The 14,965-nt window shown below is 72.0% G+C and carries 14 protein-coding genes and 1 pseudogene; 5 read left to right on the top strand and 10 right to left on the bottom strand.

Going from position 1 to position 14,965, the window contains the following annotated elements; genetic code table 11:
- Positions 1-62 precede the first annotated feature (62 nt).
- Both ACIPTO_RS29860 and ACIPTO_RS29855 read left to right on the top strand, forming a co-directional pair.
- Complete coding sequence (locus ACIPTO_RS29860; protein ID WP_366325197.1) at positions 63-773, top strand: dienelactone hydrolase family protein; 711 nt, start codon at positions 63-65, stop codon at positions 771-773.
- 88 nt (positions 774-861) lie between these two features.
- The gene (locus ACIPTO_RS29855; protein WP_401197226.1) at positions 862-1,062 is read left to right on the top strand and encodes a hypothetical protein; all 201 of its coding nucleotides are present in this window, start codon (positions 862-864) and stop codon (positions 1,060-1,062) included.
- Positions 1,063-1,092: 30 nt separating this feature from the next.
- Here the strand turns inward: ACIPTO_RS29855 and ACIPTO_RS29850 are convergent, their stop codons facing one another.
- The 8 genes and pseudogenes from ACIPTO_RS29850 to ACIPTO_RS29815 form a co-directional block, all read right to left on the bottom strand.
- Positions 1,093-1,998 carry an aldo/keto reductase gene (locus tag ACIPTO_RS29850; protein WP_401197224.1) on the bottom strand — a complete coding sequence of 302 codons (906 nt, stop codon included), beginning with the start codon at positions 1,996-1,998 and terminating at the stop codon, positions 1,093-1,095.
- 42 nt (positions 1,999-2,040) lie between these two features.
- A complete protein-coding gene (locus ACIPTO_RS29845; protein ID WP_401197222.1) occupies positions 2,041-3,405 on the bottom strand; it encodes an RICIN domain-containing protein in 1,365 nt (454 codons plus the stop codon).
- A 134-nt stretch (positions 3,406-3,539) separates the two neighbouring features.
- Entirely contained in the window at positions 3,540-4,595 is a 1,056-nt protein-coding gene (locus tag ACIPTO_RS29840) for an NAD-dependent epimerase/dehydratase family protein (protein ID WP_366324987.1), read from the bottom strand.
- An 83-nt stretch (positions 4,596-4,678) separates the two neighbouring features.
- Positions 4,679-5,311 (bottom strand): SRPBCC family protein, encoded by a 633-nt coding sequence (locus ACIPTO_RS29835; protein ID WP_366324985.1) that lies wholly within the window; start codon positions 5,309-5,311, stop codon positions 4,679-4,681.
- Positions 5,308-5,682 (bottom strand): metalloregulator ArsR/SmtB family transcription factor, encoded by a 375-nt coding sequence (locus ACIPTO_RS29830; RefSeq protein ID WP_366324983.1) that lies wholly within the window; start codon positions 5,680-5,682, stop codon positions 5,308-5,310. Before ACIPTO_RS29830 ends, ACIPTO_RS29835 begins: the two co-directional genes overlap by 4 nt.
- 58 nt (positions 5,683-5,740) lie before the next feature.
- Positions 5,741-7,072 (bottom strand): annotated as a pseudogene (locus ACIPTO_RS29825) (aldehyde dehydrogenase family protein); the annotation flags it as partial.
- A 103-nt stretch (positions 7,073-7,175) separates the two neighbouring features.
- On the bottom strand, positions 7,176-8,372 hold the full coding sequence (locus ACIPTO_RS29820) for an RNA polymerase sigma factor (protein WP_401197219.1): 1,197 nt from the start codon (positions 8,370-8,372) through the stop codon (positions 7,176-7,178).
- The gene (locus ACIPTO_RS29815; protein ID WP_401197217.1) at positions 8,372-8,740 is read right to left on the bottom strand and encodes a YciI family protein; all 369 of its coding nucleotides are present in this window, start codon (positions 8,738-8,740) and stop codon (positions 8,372-8,374) included. Before ACIPTO_RS29815 ends, ACIPTO_RS29820 begins: the two co-directional genes overlap by 1 nt.
- A gap of 254 nt (positions 8,741-8,994) precedes the next feature.
- Between ACIPTO_RS29815 and ACIPTO_RS29810 the strand changes: the two genes are divergently transcribed.
- From ACIPTO_RS29810 to ACIPTO_RS29800, 3 genes are all read left to right on the top strand, one after another.
- Positions 8,995-10,077 (top strand): substrate-binding domain-containing protein, encoded by a 1,083-nt coding sequence (locus tag ACIPTO_RS29810; RefSeq protein ID WP_401197215.1) that lies wholly within the window; start codon positions 8,995-8,997, stop codon positions 10,075-10,077.
- Positions 10,078-10,122: 45 nt separating this feature from the next.
- A complete protein-coding gene (locus tag ACIPTO_RS29805; RefSeq protein WP_401197212.1) occupies positions 10,123-11,196 on the top strand; it encodes an acyl-CoA dehydrogenase family protein in 1,074 nt (357 codons plus the stop codon).
- A gap of 101 nt (positions 11,197-11,297) precedes the next feature.
- Complete coding sequence (locus tag ACIPTO_RS29800) at positions 11,298-12,509, top strand: GNAT family N-acetyltransferase (RefSeq protein WP_401197210.1); 1,212 nt, start codon at positions 11,298-11,300, stop codon at positions 12,507-12,509.
- A gap of 57 nt (positions 12,510-12,566) precedes the next feature.
- On the opposite strand, the gene ACIPTO_RS29795 is transcribed toward ACIPTO_RS29800, so the two are convergent.
- Both ACIPTO_RS29795 and ACIPTO_RS29790 read right to left on the bottom strand, forming a co-directional pair.
- Positions 12,567-13,709, bottom strand: coding sequence for an LLM class flavin-dependent oxidoreductase (locus tag ACIPTO_RS29795; protein WP_366324971.1), 1,143 nt, complete (start codon positions 13,707-13,709; stop codon positions 12,567-12,569).
- Positions 13,710-13,768: 59 nt separating this feature from the next.
- A complete protein-coding gene (locus ACIPTO_RS29790; RefSeq protein WP_401197207.1) occupies positions 13,769-14,965 on the bottom strand; it encodes an SfnB family sulfur acquisition oxidoreductase in 1,197 nt (398 codons plus the stop codon).

Below are 14,965 nucleotides of genomic sequence, written 5' to 3'. Positions count from 1 at the left end.
TCGTGTCGGGCCCCGGCCCGACCACGCCCGCGCCACGCATCGCCGTACAGGAGTTGAGCCTCATGTCCTCCGAGCTGCCGAAGTCGACCGGAGCACCGGCCCGTCAGAACGTCACCTTCCCCAGCGCCGGGGGCACCGCCCACGGCTATCTCGCGCTGCCGCCGTCCGGGAGCGGGCCCGGCGTGATCGTCATCCAGGAGTGGTGGGGTCTGACCGACCACATCGCCGACGTGGCCGACCGGCTCGCGCAGGAGGGCTTCGTCGCGTTCGCCCCCGACCTCTACGGCGGCAACGTGGCGCACGAGAGCGACGAAGCCCTGCGCATGATGCTGGCCCTGCCGGTCGCCCGGGGTGTCGAACTGCTCTCCGGCGCGGTCGACCACCTGCTGTCCCTCCCCGAGGTCACCTCGGACACGGTCGGCGCGGTCGGCTTCTGCATGGGCGGCGGCTTCGTCCTGTACCTCGCCGCGGCCGACCCGCGCGTCAGCGCCGCGGTCCCGTTCTACGGCGTGATCCAGGGCGAACTGCCCGACTTCTCCCACCTGAAGGCGCGCATCCAGGGCCACTACGGCGAGTTGGACGAGAGCATCCCGGTCTCCGGCCTCGACGCCCTCGCCAAGCACATCCAGGAACAGTCCGGCATCACCCCGGACCTGCGCGTCTACCCGGCGAACCACGCCTTCTTCAACGACGGCCGCCCGGTCTACGACGCCGACTCCGCCGCCCGCGCCTGGGCGAGCACGGTGCCGTTCCTCCACGAGCAACTGGGCTGACCCACCACGCGGGCGCGGCACCTCGGGCCAAAGGTCCTACGCCTTCGGCCCGAGGTGCCGCGCCCGCGCCCCGGGTACCGTCCCCGGCATGAGGACCACCGGCCTGGTGCCGCTGTGGTTCCTGTGGGACGGGGCATGCGTCTGGCTGGCCACCCGGGCCACGCATCCCACCGGCCGCAATCTCGGCGACGGGCGGCGGACCCGGCGACCGCTGGCCGTGCAGGCGCGGCACGAGCAGCGCGAGCTGCCGCGGCGTCACCTCATGAGCGACGGGACCTGGCCGGCCTGAGCCCCCGGACAAGAACCCCGCCACCGCACCTCAACCTGCCTTTGCGTGCACCTCGTTGAGCCTGGTCAGTTCCTCGTCCGTCAGGCGGATCGCGCCCGTAGCCACGTTCTCCGTGAGGTGGTCGGGGTTGCCCGTGCCGGGGATGGCGAGGACGTGCGGGCCCTGGGCGAGGGACCAGGCGAGGCGGATCTGTGCGGGGCTGGCGTCGTGCGCCGTCGCGACGGCGAGGACCTCGTCGTCGTGGGCGGTGGTCGCGCCCTGCGGCCCGGCGTCGCCCGCGATGGCGAAGAACGGCACGAAGGCGATGCCCTGTTCGCCGCAGATCCGCAGCATCTCGTCCGCCTCGGGGCCGGACGAGTCGAGCCCGAACCGGTTCTGCACGCTCACCACCGGGGCGATCTCCTGCGCCTCGGCCAGGTGGCGCGGCTCGACGTCGGAGATCGCGAGGTGCCGGATCAGGCCTTCCTCGCGGAGTCGGGCGAGGGCCCCGAAGTACTCGGCGATGGAGTCCTGTCCCATCCGGCGGAGATAGACCACGTCGAGGTGGTCGCGGCCCAACTGCCGCAGGTTCTCCTCGACATGGCCGCGCAGGTCGTCGGGGCGGGCCGAGGTGCTCCACTCCCCCGAGTAGTTCCGGAAGGGGCCGACCTTGGTGGCGATCACGAGGTCGTCGGCGTAGGGGGCGAGCGCGGAGTTGATGAGTTCGTTGGCCGACCGGAGGGACGAGAAGTAGAAGGCGGCCGTGTCGATGTGGTTCACACCGAGCTCGATCGCCCTGCGCAGCACGGCGATCGACCGGTCGCGGTCGCTCGGTGTCCCGAAGTTGAAGGCTGCGCTGCCCGTCAGTCGCATCGCGCCGAAGCCGATGCGGCTGACGGGCAGGTCGCCGAGTGTCCAGGTGCCGGAGGCGGCTGCGGTGATCTTCTCCGATGTCATCAGCGGAGTTTCGCACACCCCGGCCGCACGGCCGCCCGCACTTTACGGATACGTGTAGGTGTTCAGGGAGTTGACCGCGGCGGCCGGGTTGCCGAGGTCGTAGCGGTCCACGGCGAGGAAGGTGGGCTTCTTGCGCGCGGCCGGCTGGCAGAACCGCTGGGTCCGGTCGAGGACCTTGGTGTTGTCGGTCTGGGCGGTCCCGCCGATGGTCGCGTCACGGAAGTGGTTCATGACGAACAGCGGGCGGAACCCCGGATAGGTCTGTGTCAGCGGGACGTTGAGGTCGCTGCCGTACCAGCGGCTGTAGCAGGACCAGTCGGAGGAGCCGGCGCCGGAGCCCATGGACCAGTAGTTCTCGACGGTCCAGTCCCGCTGGTACATCACGCCGAAGCTGTCCCGGGTGAGTCCGGCGGACTCGTCGGAGGCGCGGCTGTGGTCGGTGAAGATCAGCAGACGGCGGTTGGCGGCGATCAGGTCGGCCATCTTCGGCCAGCCGTTCTGTCGCACGCCGGTCTGGTCGGGGCGGTACAGCAGGTCGTACAGGCCGTTGACGCGGGCGAGTTCGCTTCGCAGGACGCCCGGGTCGACGTAGTCCTCAAGGAATACGGTGACGAACTGGTCGGGGTGCACCTTGAGGAAGTCGACCATGCGCTGGAGGTCGACGTTCAGGGCGACGGGGCGGCTGACCAGGGTGCAGCTGTCGTGGCAGAGGATCGCGCCGTCGGGGGTCTGGTGGATGTCCAGCATGAACCCCCTGACGCCGTCGGAGAGTTGCTGGTTGATGCCGCGTGACTGGTTCGGGAAGAAGTTCACGAAGGGCGGGGCGAATCCGCCGTCGACGCCGTTGGCGTAGGCGTTGTGGGCGGTGAGGAACGTGACCTGGTCCAGGGTGCGTTGGTCCTCGGACGGCATCGGACGGGTGGGTGAGGTGATCGGCGTGAGGTACCAGGAGGCGAGGTCGCCGGAGGAGCCGATGGCCAGCTGAGCCGGGTAGTTGGCACCGGAGGGCTTGGCGCCGACGGTCAGGTAGCTGTCCGCACCCGGGGCCTTGAGCGTGTACGCGTCGCCGCCGACGGGGGTGATCTGCCAGGCGGCGTCGGTGCTGGTGCAGGAGACGGTCCTGGCCTGGCCGCCCGAGCGGCCCAGACAGCTGCCGGCCGTGTCGGTGCTCTCCAGGACGTACGAGGATCCGCTCGTGCGGAGGTTCCACTGCTGGTGGTCCTCGTTGCCCTTGGGATTGTGCTGCTCCACCGCTCCCCCCTTGTCGGCCGCGTTGAGCCCGGTGGTGGCGCTGTGGACGTAGTAGGTGCCGGCGGCCGGGACGGCGTCGGCGGCTCCGGCCGGTGGAGCGGCGACGACGGCGGCCAGCGCGGCGGTGAGGGCGAGCAGGGCGTGGGGGGTTCTCATGGGTGCCCTTCGGTTGAGTGTGGTCAGGCTCATGACACGAACAGGGTGATCGGGCCACACCCAAGCGTCTGCGGTCCGGACCGGTCAAGAGCCTTGAACGGTCCGCGGGGTGAACGGGCGGGGACCGGCGCCGGTCAGCGGGCCTTCCTCGACTCCCGCCAGGCCACGTAGTGGTCGAGGAGTGTCTCCTCCAACGGCCGGTAGGTGATGCCCAGTTCCTCGATGCCGCGCCGGTTGTCGACGGCGAACCTGATCCCGAGGTGCTTGCGGATGTAGTCCTGGGTGAGCCCGAACGCCGGACCGAGCACGCGCACCGGCCAGTGCGGCAGGCCGTGCCGGGGCAGCCGGTGCTCGCGCGGGAAGTGCTTCCGCAGGGCGCGGGACATGTCGAGGAAGGACGCCATCCGGGCGTCCGCGACGATGTACCGGCCGTGCGCCTCGGAGTTCTCGGCCGCCGCGATGTGCGCGTCGGCGACCTCCCGTACGTCGGCGACGGTGAAGCTGAAGTCGGGTGCCCCGTAGAAGAAGTAGCCCTTGAACAGTTCGTCGAGGAGGAAGAGGCTGCCGGAGTCGGACGCCGGGGTGAGGGAAGGCCCCAGGATCAGGCCGGGGTTGACGGAGACCATGCGCCAGCGGGACTGCGCCTGCTGGGCGTCCCAGGCGGCGCTCTCGGCGACCGTCTTCGCGTAGTGGTACGGATTGTTCTCGACCGTGCTGGTGGTGTTGACGTAGTCCTCGGAGAGGATGCCGTCCTTCATGTGCCGTACGTCGGCGTAGTCGCCGAAGATCGCGCCGACCGTCGAGGTGAACACCAGCTTCTCGACGGTGGGGGTGCGTTCGATGCCGGCGAGGACGTTCCGGGTGCCGGTGAGGGCGGGGTCGACGACGTCCTTCCGCCCGTCCTTGATCTTCTCCGGCATCAGGAACGGCGAGGCGACGTGGAAGACGACACGGCAGCCTTCCATCGCCGCGTCGAAGGAGCCGTCCGTCAGCAGGTCGGCCTCGAACAGCTCCAGCGTGCCCGGGAGTTGGTCCCGCAGGGCGAGCAGGGGCGCGACCTTCGCCTCGTTGCCGAGGGAGCGCACGGTGGTGTGCACGCGGTAGCCGCGCTCCAGCAGTCGCCGGACCAGGTGGCTGCCGACGAATCCGCTGCCACCGGTCACCAGCACCGTCCCGCCGCCGTCACTCATCCCTGGCTCCGATCACCGTGGCGTCCAGCGCGCACGCTACAACGGTGATCGGCCCCGGGTCAGCGCTTCGGCCCGCACGCGTCTCAACTCCCCTCGCCCGTATAGGCGGCCGTGGTCCGGTCGGCCGCCTCTCGGGCCACCGACTTCTCCTCGCCGCTCGCCACGTTCGCCGCGAACCACGCCTCGCTGCTCGCCGTGACGAAGCGGCGGCCCTCCTCGGACATCAGCCAGGCCATGGCGTCCTCGGGCGCCACGGACCCGGCGCCCGACACCTCGCCGTGCAGCCCGAGCAGGATCGAGTCCCAGCCGACGCCCACCGCGCCGGGCCCGAACTCGGCCCACTTCGTGTCGTCGACATGGGCGATGTGCTCCAACTCGAAGCGCGTGCCGTCGCCCTCGGGTGTCAACCGCAGCTCGATCCAGCTCACTTCGCCACCAAACTCCCAGGTGGCGAAGAAGGAGTTGGGCGGATCGCAGCGCTCGACGGTGCCGCCCGCGTTGCCCTGCAACTGGTAGGTGCCGCCCGGCCGCAGGTCGCCGGTGACCGGCAGGAACCAGCGCGGGATGCGCTCGGGGTTGGTGCAGGCGTCCCAGACGTCCTCGACCGGGGAGTCGTAGGACTGGCCGATGGTGATCACGCGGGCCTCGCCCGCCTTGAAGTCGCGCCGGCCGACCGTGCGGCTCACGGAGTTGATCTGGTGGGTCACGTCGATCATGGGGTGCTCCTCGACTGGTCGGGGCTGTCGTCGTCGGACGCGCGGAGCCGGCGCTCGCGCTTGCCGCGGGCCAACTCGGTGGCCAGGGCGTCCAGATGGGGGGTCCAGTAGCGGCGGAACCGGTCGAGCCAGGCGTCGATGTCCCGCAGCGGCCCGGAGTCGACCGCGTAGAGGCGTCGGGTGCCGTCCGGCCGTACCGTCGCGAATCCGTTCTCCCGCAGCACCTTGAGATGCCGGGAGACCGCGGGCTGCGTTATGCCGAACTCGCGCCGGACCACGTCACTGACCGTGCCCGCGGGCTGCTCGCCCTCGGCGAGCAGTTCCAGGATGCGGCGGCGCACGGGGTCCCCGAGCACATCGAAGGCGTGCATGCGGCAAAAGTATCACCGGTCGCTTATATAAGCGACCGGTGATAGAGGAGTGGCCGGGTCAGACGAGCGGCTTCTCCAGCAGGGCCTTGCGGTGGCTGAACGTGTCGATGGAGTAGCGGCCGTGGTAGTTGCCCATGCCGCTCTCGCCGACGCCGCCGAAGGGCAGGTCGGAGACGGTGAGGTGGGCGAGCGGGAGGCCGTAGCCGATGGCGCCCGAGGAGGTCTCGGCGGCGATCCGGGCGCGGGTGTCCTCGGAGCCGGTGAAGACGTAGAGGGCGAGGGGCTTGTCGCGGTCGGTGATGAAGGCGATGGCGGCGTCGAGGTCGGGGACGGTGACGATCGGCAGGATCGGGCCGAAGATCTCCTCCGCCATGACCGGCGCCTTCGGGTCCACGTCGGCGAGGACGGTCGGCGCGATGTACTTGTCGCTCCGGTCGCTGCGCCCGCCGACGACGACCCGGCCGGAGTCGAGCAGTCCGGCGAGCCGGTCGAAGTGGCGTTCGTTGACGATCCGGCCGTACTCGCCGGAGGTCTGCGGGTCGGCGCCGTAGACCTTCTCGACCGCGCTCGCGAGGAGGGGTTCGAGCGCGGCGGCGGTCTCCGGGTCGGTCAGGACGTAGTCGGGGGCGACGCAGGTCTGGCCGGCGTTGAGGAACTTGCCGCGCGCCAACCGGTCGGCGACGACGGCGAGATCGGCGTCGCGGTCGACGAACGCCGGTGACTTGCCGCCGAGTTCGAGGGCGACCGGGGTCAGGTGCTCGGCGGCGGCGCGCAGGACGATGCGGCCGACGGCGCCGTTGCCGGTGTAGAAGATGTGGTCGAAGTGCTCGGCGAGCAGGGCCGTGGTCTCCGGGATGCCGCCCTCGACGACGGCGACCGCGTCGGTGTCGAGGTAGTCGGGTACCAGCCGGGCGAGGGCGGCGGAGGTGGCCGGGGCCATCTCGCTGGGCTTGAGGACCACCGCGTCACCGGAGGCGAGCGCGCCGACGACCGGGGTCAGCAGCAGCTGCACCGGATAGTTCCAGGGCGCGATGACGAGGACGACGCCGAGCGGGTCGTACTGCGTCCAGGCGGTGGCGTCCGCGCCGAGGTGGGCCGGGACGGGCGCGGACTCGGGGCGGAGCCATTCCTCCAGGTGGTCGAGGGTGTGGTCGATCTCGCGGATCGTGAAGCCGATCTCGGTGCGCTGGGCCTCGGCGGCGCTCTTGCCGAGGTCGGCACGGAGGGCGGCGGCGAGGTCGTCGCCGTGCTCCGTGAGCAGATCGCGCAGGCGGCGCAGCTGGGCGGTGCGCCACTCGACGGGCTTGGTGCGGCCGGTGCGGAAGGTGGCGCGCAGCCGGGCCACGATGTCGGCGGGCTGCTCGGGGCTGGACTGGTTCACGGTGCCTCGCTGCTGGTGCGTGGGGGTTCTCGACGGTCAGATGTATATAGCAACCATTCCTGTGCCGGGAAAAATTCCGGTGCGCCCATGGTCACGCTCCGCCGCACGGCTGTCACCCGCGGACGAGTTCCCGCCGACGGCGTTCCAGCCAGCCGCGCTCGGCCGCGCTCCCGGTGCGCGCGATGGCCGCCTCGTACGCCGCGACGGCCTCGGTGTGGCGGCCCAGCCGCCGCAGCAGGTCGGCGCGGACGGCGTGCAGCACGTGGTAGCCGTCGAGGTCCAGCGCGTCCACGAGGGCGAGGGCCGTGCGCGGGCCGTCGACCTCGGCGACGGCGACGGCCCGGTTGAGGGCGACCACCGGACTCGGGGCCACGGCCATCAGCTGGTCGTAGAGCTGGAGGATCTGCCCCCAGTCGGTCGCGTCCGCGCTCGGGGCGTCGCTGTGCACCGCGTTGATCGCGGCCTGGATCTGGTACGGCCCGGGGTTGTTCAGCCGCAGGCACCGCCGTACGAGTGACTGCCCGTCGGCGATCAGTTCGCCGTCCCAGCGGTCGCGGTCCTGTTCGGGCAGCGGCACCAGCTCACCGTCCGGGCCCTCCCGCGCGGTCCGGCGCGACTCGATCAGCAGCATCAGCGCGAGCAGGCCGGTCGCCTCGGGCTCGTCCGGCATCAGCTCGGACAGCAGACAGCCGAGCCGCAGGGCTTCGGCGCACAGTTCGGGCGAGTCCGTGCAGCCCTCGTTGAAGATCAGGTAGACGACGGCCAGGACGCCCTTCAGCCGGTCGGGGAGGTCGGCGTCGCGGGGCACCCGGTACGGGATCCGCGCGTCGCGGATCTTGGCCTTGGCGCGGACCAGGCGCTGGGCCATCGTCGCCTCCGGCACCAGGAAGGCGCGGGCGATCCGGGCGGTGGTGAGACCGCCGAGGAGGCGCAGGGTGAGCGCCACCTGTGCCTGGGTGGCGAGCGCGGGGTGGCAGCAGGTGAAGATCAGCCGGAGCCGGTCGTCGCGCACGGGTCCCTCCTCGGCGGGCGCGTCGGCCGCGTACAGCAGCGCGGCCTCGGTGTGGCGGGCCTCCCGGGAGGACTCGCGGCGCAGCCGGTCGATCGCGCGGTTGCGCGCGGTGGTGATGATCCACCCGGCCGGGCTCGGCGGCACACCGGTCTCCGGCCACTTCCGCACGGCCGCGGCGAAGGCGTCCTGGACCGCTTCCTCGGCGAGGTCGATGTCACCGAGGAAGCGGACCAGGACCGAGACCGCCCGCCCGTACTCGGCACGGAAGACGGCCTCGATGTCGGTGTCGAACGGCATCAGTCCTCGGCCGTGTTCATGAAGGGCCGCACCTCGATGGGCAGTGTGGTCGCCCAGGTCGCGCGCTTCCCCCACTCCAGGGCCGCGTCCAGGTCGGCCGCCTTGATCAGGCAGAGCCCGCCCAGATACTCCTTGCCCTCGGCGTACGGCCCGTCGGTGATCAGCACGTCGCCGTCCTTGGGGCGCAGCACGGTCGCCGTCTCCGGCCCGTGCAGTCCCCCGGCGAAGACCCAGGCTCCGGCGGCCTGCAGTTCGTCGTGGAAGATCCCCAGCTTGCGGACGATCTCCGCCATCTCGTCCGGCGAGGGCATCTGCCCGTCGGCCGGCGTGATCACGCTGAGCAGGTAGTGCTGCATGACGTCCTCCATGGCGTAAGCGATTCTGCGATCCCCAAGGGGATCTCTCACCTCCTACACGAACGCCATCGTCGCGTATCGACACCGCGCCCCGGAGAACGGACGGGATTCTCGCCGCGCCCTCACCGGCTACGGCTACGGCTACGGACGGCATTGCCGCTGTCCTTCGGGGCGGTCTACTGTGCGGTGCACATCACGAGCCTCTGCGAGGGCGCCGGGGCCTGGGCCGTTTTTCCGTGCCCGCACGCCCTCACGGAGGTGGTCCGGTGCATCCCCTGCCGCCCGCGCGGACCGACGGTCCGCTCAGGACCCTGGTCGTGGCGCTGGTCGTCCCGCTGCGCGGCCCCGCAGGCGTCTTCGGCCCGTCCTGCGAACTGGCCGCGCGACTCGCCGTCGAGGAACTCAACGCCGTCGGCGGCGTGTTGGGCCGAGAGGTCCGGCTCACGGTGGTCGACGGCGGTGCACTGCCGGAGCAAGTGGCCGCCGAGGTCGGGGCGTTGGTGTCGATGAACGCGGTCGACGCGGTCGTCGGCTGGCACACCTCGGCGGTCCGCAAGGCGCTGCTGCCGCGTGTCGCGGGCCGGGTGCCGTACGTCTACACCGCGCAGTACGAGGGCGGCGAGCGGACGCCCGGGGTGTTCCTGACCGGCGAGACCGACGTGGCCCAACTGCGGCCCGCCATGCGACTGTTGACGGAGGCGACCGGAGTGCGCCGCTGGTGCTCGGTGGGCAACGACTACGTGTGGCCGCGGGTGACCGCCCGCGCCGCACGCCGCTATGCCCGGGACTGCGGCGGCCGGGTGCGCGACGAGGTGTTCGTGCCGCTGGGGACGTACGAGTTCGGGCCGGTGCTGCGCCGGATCGAGCGCTGCGAGGCCGACGCCGTGCTGATGCTGCTCGTCGGGGACGACGCGGCGCGCTTCAACCGCGCGTTCGCCGCGTACGGGCTGCACCACCGGTGTCTGCGGCTGAGCACGCACATGGACGAGAACATCCTGCTGTCCACCGGCGCGGACGCCACCGAGGGACTGTGGGCGGCGGCCGGCTACTTCGGGACCCTGGCCACCGCCGAAAGCCTTGATTTCAGCGGGCGTTACGCGGCGCGCTTCGGCGTGGAGGCACCCGTCGTGGGCAGCCTCGGCGAGTCGTGCTTCGAGGGTGTACGCCTGCTCGCGGCCCTGGCCGAGCAGGCCCGGTCACTGGAGGTCGGCGCCATGTGCGCACCGGGCGGCACCGTCTCCTACGAGGGCCCGCGCGGGGCACTGCGTCTGCACGGCAACCACCTCCGCCAGCGTCTGTACCTGGCGCGGGCGGACGCCTTCGACTTCGACATCGTCACCCAGCTCTGAGCGCCTTCGCACGAGATCAGCCCGCTGACCGGGAGAATCTCCCGCATGACCACGCACCCCCTCGTCGCCCGCGCCCGACACCTCGCGGACGACCTCCTCGTCCCGCGCGCCGAACAGGTCGACCAGGAGGGCGTCCCGGCGAGCCACATCGAGGCGATCAAACGGTCCGGCCTGCTGGGCGTGAGCGCACCCGTCTCCCGCGGCGGCTCGGCGGCACCGGGCGCGGTGGCCCGGGAGACCGCGGAGATCCTGGCCGGCGCCTGCTGCTCGACGTGGTTCGTGCAGACCCAGCACCACACCCCGGTCCTGACCCTGGCGAAGAGCGAACTCCCGGTACGGGAGCGGTTGCTGGGCCCGCTGGCGCGCGGCGAGCTGCTGTCCGGAGTGGCGTACGCGCATCTGCGGGCGTACCCCCGGATCCCGGTACGGGTCACCCGCGACCGGGGCGGCTGGCGCTTCGACGGCACCGTCCCCTGGTACACCGGCTGGGGCCTGAACGACGTCATGCTGCTCGCCGGAGTGACGGACACGGACGAGGCGTTGTTCGCGTTCACGGAGGCGAGGGAGCAGAAGGGGCTGCGGGCGTCCGAGCCGATGCGTCTGGCGGCCCTCACCGCGTCCCGCACGGTCTCCCTGGAGCTGGACGGCCTGTGGCTGCCGGAGGACGCGGTGGCCGCACGGACGCCGTACGAGGAGTGGGCGACGGCCGACCGCCCGAAACCGACGAACGCGTCACCGGCGGTCTTCGGAGTGGCCGAGGCGGCTCTCGCCCTGCTGGACGCCGACACGTCCGCCCCGCTCCGTGCCCGCCTGGACGAGGTGCGCACGGAGGCCTACGCGCTGGCCGAACACCCCGTCCCGCACGAGCACTTGACGCGACGGCTGGCGCTCAGGACGCAGGCGTACGAGGTGCTGATGACGGCGACGACGGCCGCGGTGGTGGCGGGCGGCGGCCGGTCGCTGTCCCTGACGAGCCGGGCCCAGCGCCTCGCGCGGGAAGCCCTGTTCCTGCTGGTGCAGGGTCAGACCGCGGAGTCGCGAGGGGTCCATCTGAAGGCGCTGGCCGGCTCCGTCGCCCGCCCCGACGACCGTCGGCCGCCGGTGCTTCCGGGGCGGTGACGTGACCTGGCTAAAATCGCTTGACCTGGTCATCGGGCGGCGCTCCACTGTGGCGGGGCGCCACGGGAGTGGTGACGTGTCCAAGGGAGGCAGCGGCAGCGATGGAGATCCGTTCCACGACCGACGAGGACCGTGACGTCTTCGTCGACACCGTCCACGCCGCGTTCGGAAGCTTCCCGGAGACCCCGACCGACGGCGGCGGGCTCTGGTGGTCGGCGCTGGAGATGAACCACTGCCTGCTCGCCCTGACGGATGACGGACGGCCCGTCGGCACCGCGGCCAGCTACCCCTTCGACCTCACCCTGCCCGGCGGGACGCTCCTCCCGGCCCCCGGGGTGACCGCCGTCGGCGTCCTGCCCTCGCACCGCCGCCAGGGCGTGCTCAGCGCGATGATGCGGCACCAGCTCACCGCGCTGCGGGACCGCGGGGAGGCCCTCTCCGTACTGCTGGCCTCCGAGGCCCTGATCTACCGCCGGTTCGGCTACGGACCGGCGACCTACACCGGCCGGCTGACCGTGCCCCGCCACCGGGCCGCTTTCGCCGTGCCCCGGGCCGGCGGCGCGGCGGCGACCGGTTCGGTCGAGATGCTGCGCCGTGCCGAGTGCGGCGAGATCCTGGAGCAGGTCTACGACCGCTACCGCCGCGCGCAGCCCGGCGCGCTGTCCCGGCCGCACCGCTGGTGGGCGCTGCGCGCGGGGCAGCCCCCGGTCTCACCGGCACCGCGTTACATCGCGCTGCACCGGGACGCGGACGGCGTCCCTGACGGGTACGCCAGCTACTCGCTCGGCGAGGCCGCCACCCTGACGGTCGACGAGATCATCGCGGTCGACGACGCCGTCTTCACGGCCCTGGCCCGGTTCGCGCTCGGTCACGACCTGGCGTCCAAGGTCGTGTTCAAGCATGTCCCGCCCGGCCACCCGCTGCGCTGGCAGCTCGCGGACTTCCGCGCCGCCGAGGTGAGCGGCGACACGGACTGGCTGTGGGTGCGGCTGCTGGACGTGCCGCGTGCGCTCACCGCGCGCGGCTGGTTCGCGGACGGCGAGCTGGTGCTCGCCGTCGACGACCCGTTCCTGGGCGGACACGGCCGGTACGCGCTGACCGTCCGGGACGGCAAGGCCGACTGCGTGCCGACGGGCCGGGAGCCCGACCTGTCCCTGGACGTCGACGACCTCGGCTCGCTCTACCTGGGCGGCACCGCCCCGAGCACGCTCGTCCGGGCCGGACACATCCGGGCCCACCGCCCGGACGCGGCCGCCCGCGCCGACGCCCTCTTCCGCACCGACCGCTCCCCGCACTGTCTGCACTGGTTCTGACGGCCCGCCCGGCAACCGCGCCCGGGGGGTGCGGAGCCGGGCGGTCGGCGGGACCTGTCAGCCGGCGAACGGCACCTGTGCGGCGGAGTCCTTCCGCGCGCCGACGGGGTGCCGCCACACCCCGTCCGCCGCCAGCCTCGGCAGCACGCCCTCCCCGAACCAGTACGCCTCCTCCAGATGCGGGTACCCGGACAGCACGAACTCCTCGATGCCCAGGGCCGCGTACTCCTTGATCCGCTCGGCGACCTCCTCGTGGCTGCCGACGAGAGCGGTCCCCGCCCCGCCCCGGACCAGGCCGATGCCGGCCCACAGGTTCGGATGGATCTCCAGCCCGTCCCGGCTGCCGCCGTGCAGCGCGAGCATCCGCTGCTGTCCCTCGGACTCGCTCCGCGCGAGGCCCGCCTGGACGGACCGCACGGTCTCGGAGTCGAACCCCTCCAGCAGCCGGTTCGCCTCGGCCCAGGCCTCCGCGGACGTGTCACGCGTGATGACGTGCAGCCGGATCCCGAACCTCAGGGTGCGCCCCTGCCGCGCCGCGAGCCCCCTGATCCACGCGATCTTCTCGGCGACCTGCGCCGGCGGCTCGCCCCAGGTGAGGTACACGTCCACGTACTTGGCGGCGATCTCGCCGGCGATCGGCGACGATCCCCCGAAGTACACCTCGGGCACCGGGTCGGGCAGCCGTGCCAGTTTCGCCTCCTCGACGCGCAGCTGCTCACCGGCCAGACCGACGGTCTTCCCGTCCCACAACTGCCGTACGATCTCCAGGAATTCGCCGGTACGACGGTACCGGTCGTCCTTGCCGAGGAAGTCCCCGTAGGCCCGCTGTTCGTGGCTCTCGCCGCCGGTGACGACGTTGAGGAGCAGCCGTCCGCCGCTCTGCCGCTGGAACGTGGACGCCATCTGCGCGGCGAGGGTCGGCGAGACGAAGCCGGGGCGGAAGGCGACCAGGAACTTCAGCCGTTCGGTGTGCTGGCTGACCATCGCGGTGGTGAGCCACGCGTCCTCGCACCAGGCGCCGGTGGGCGTGAGGGCGCCCACGAAGCCGAGGTCCTCCGCCGCGCGGGCGATCTGGCTCAGATAGGCGACCGTCGGCGGCCGGTCCCGGCCGGACGCGGTGGCGGGGGTGCCGTGACCACCGCCCACGACATGACGGCTGTCCCCGTTGGTGGGGAGGAACCAGTGGAAGGTGAGGGACACGTGGGGCTCCGATCTGGACTGTCCCGTGAGGGGGGTGCCGGACTGTCCTGCGAGGGGGGTCAGAGGAGGCCGTGGCGGGGCGGCCTGGTGCCGTTCAGCACATAGCGGCCGATGTGCTGGATCTTCCAGCGGACCGGGTCGTGCAGGGTGTGGGTGCGGGCGTCCCGCCAATGCCGGTGCAGATTCAGCGAGTCGAGCGCCGAGCGGGTGCCGGACACCTCGAACAGCGCGCCCGCCACCTCCACGGCGGTCCGCGCGGCGTGCACCTTGGCCGCCGCGACCGCGATGGACGCCTCCGCCGCCGAGTCGTCGTCGAGGTCGCCGCGGGCCGCGTCGACGGCCTTGGCCGCCTGGACGAGCAGAGCCTCGGACGCCTTCACCTGGAGGGCGAGTTCACCGAACCGCTGGATCAGCAGCGGGTCCTCGGCGGCGGTCTCGAAACCGCTCTCGAACCAGGGGCGGCTCTTCGTCCGCACGAACTCGGCGGCCTCCGCCAGCGCTCCCCCGGCGATCCCGGCGTCGATGGCCGCGTGCAGCAACTGCGCCACCGCGCCGTGGAGTTGGGGACCCTCGAAGGTGAGGTGGTGCGGCAGGACCCGGTCGGCGGGGACGGCAACCGCCTCCAGGCGGACCGTGCCGCTGGCCGTCGTGCGCTGGCCCATGCCGTCCCAGTCGTCGACGACCGTGACGCCCTCGGCGTCGCTCGGGACGTACGCGACATGGAGGTTGTCGTCCTCGGTGCGGGCGAGGACGGGGATCCAGTCGGCGAAGAGGGCGCCGGTGGAGTAGTGCTTGACGCCGGTCAGCCGGTAGGAGCAGTCGGGTTGCGGTGTCAGCCGGGTGCGGATGTCCTGGACGTGTCTGGTGCCGGCCTCGGACTGGGCGTTGCCGAAGCGGCGGCCGGCGAGGAGTTCGGCGAAGAAGAACTTCCGCTGGTCCGGGGTGCCCTGACGGCGGATCACGTTGACGTACGCGAAGTGACTCTGCGGGATCTGGGCGAGGCTCCCGTCGGCCGAGCCGAGGAGGCGGAAGATCTCGGCGAGGGTCTCCGCGTTCACGTCGGCGCCGCCGTACTCGGCGGGCACGGTGACCGCGAGCAGCCCGGCACCGGAGAGCCGGTCCAACTCGGCGCGCGGGAGCCTGCGTTCGGTGTCGCGCGCGGAGGCACCGGCCCGGAACTCGTCGGCGAGCGCGGCGGCGAGGGCGAGGGCTTCGGCGCCGTCCGCGATCACATGGGCGCTCGTACGGTCGGTCAT

The organism is Streptomyces sp. NPDC090083, from assembly GCF_044747445.1.
In the GTDB taxonomy this organism is placed as follows: domain Bacteria; phylum Actinomycetota; class Actinomycetes; order Streptomycetales; family Streptomycetaceae; genus Streptomyces.
The sequence above is the reverse complement of the archived record's forward strand: the minus strand, read 5'-3'. Positions and strand labels throughout refer to the sequence as shown.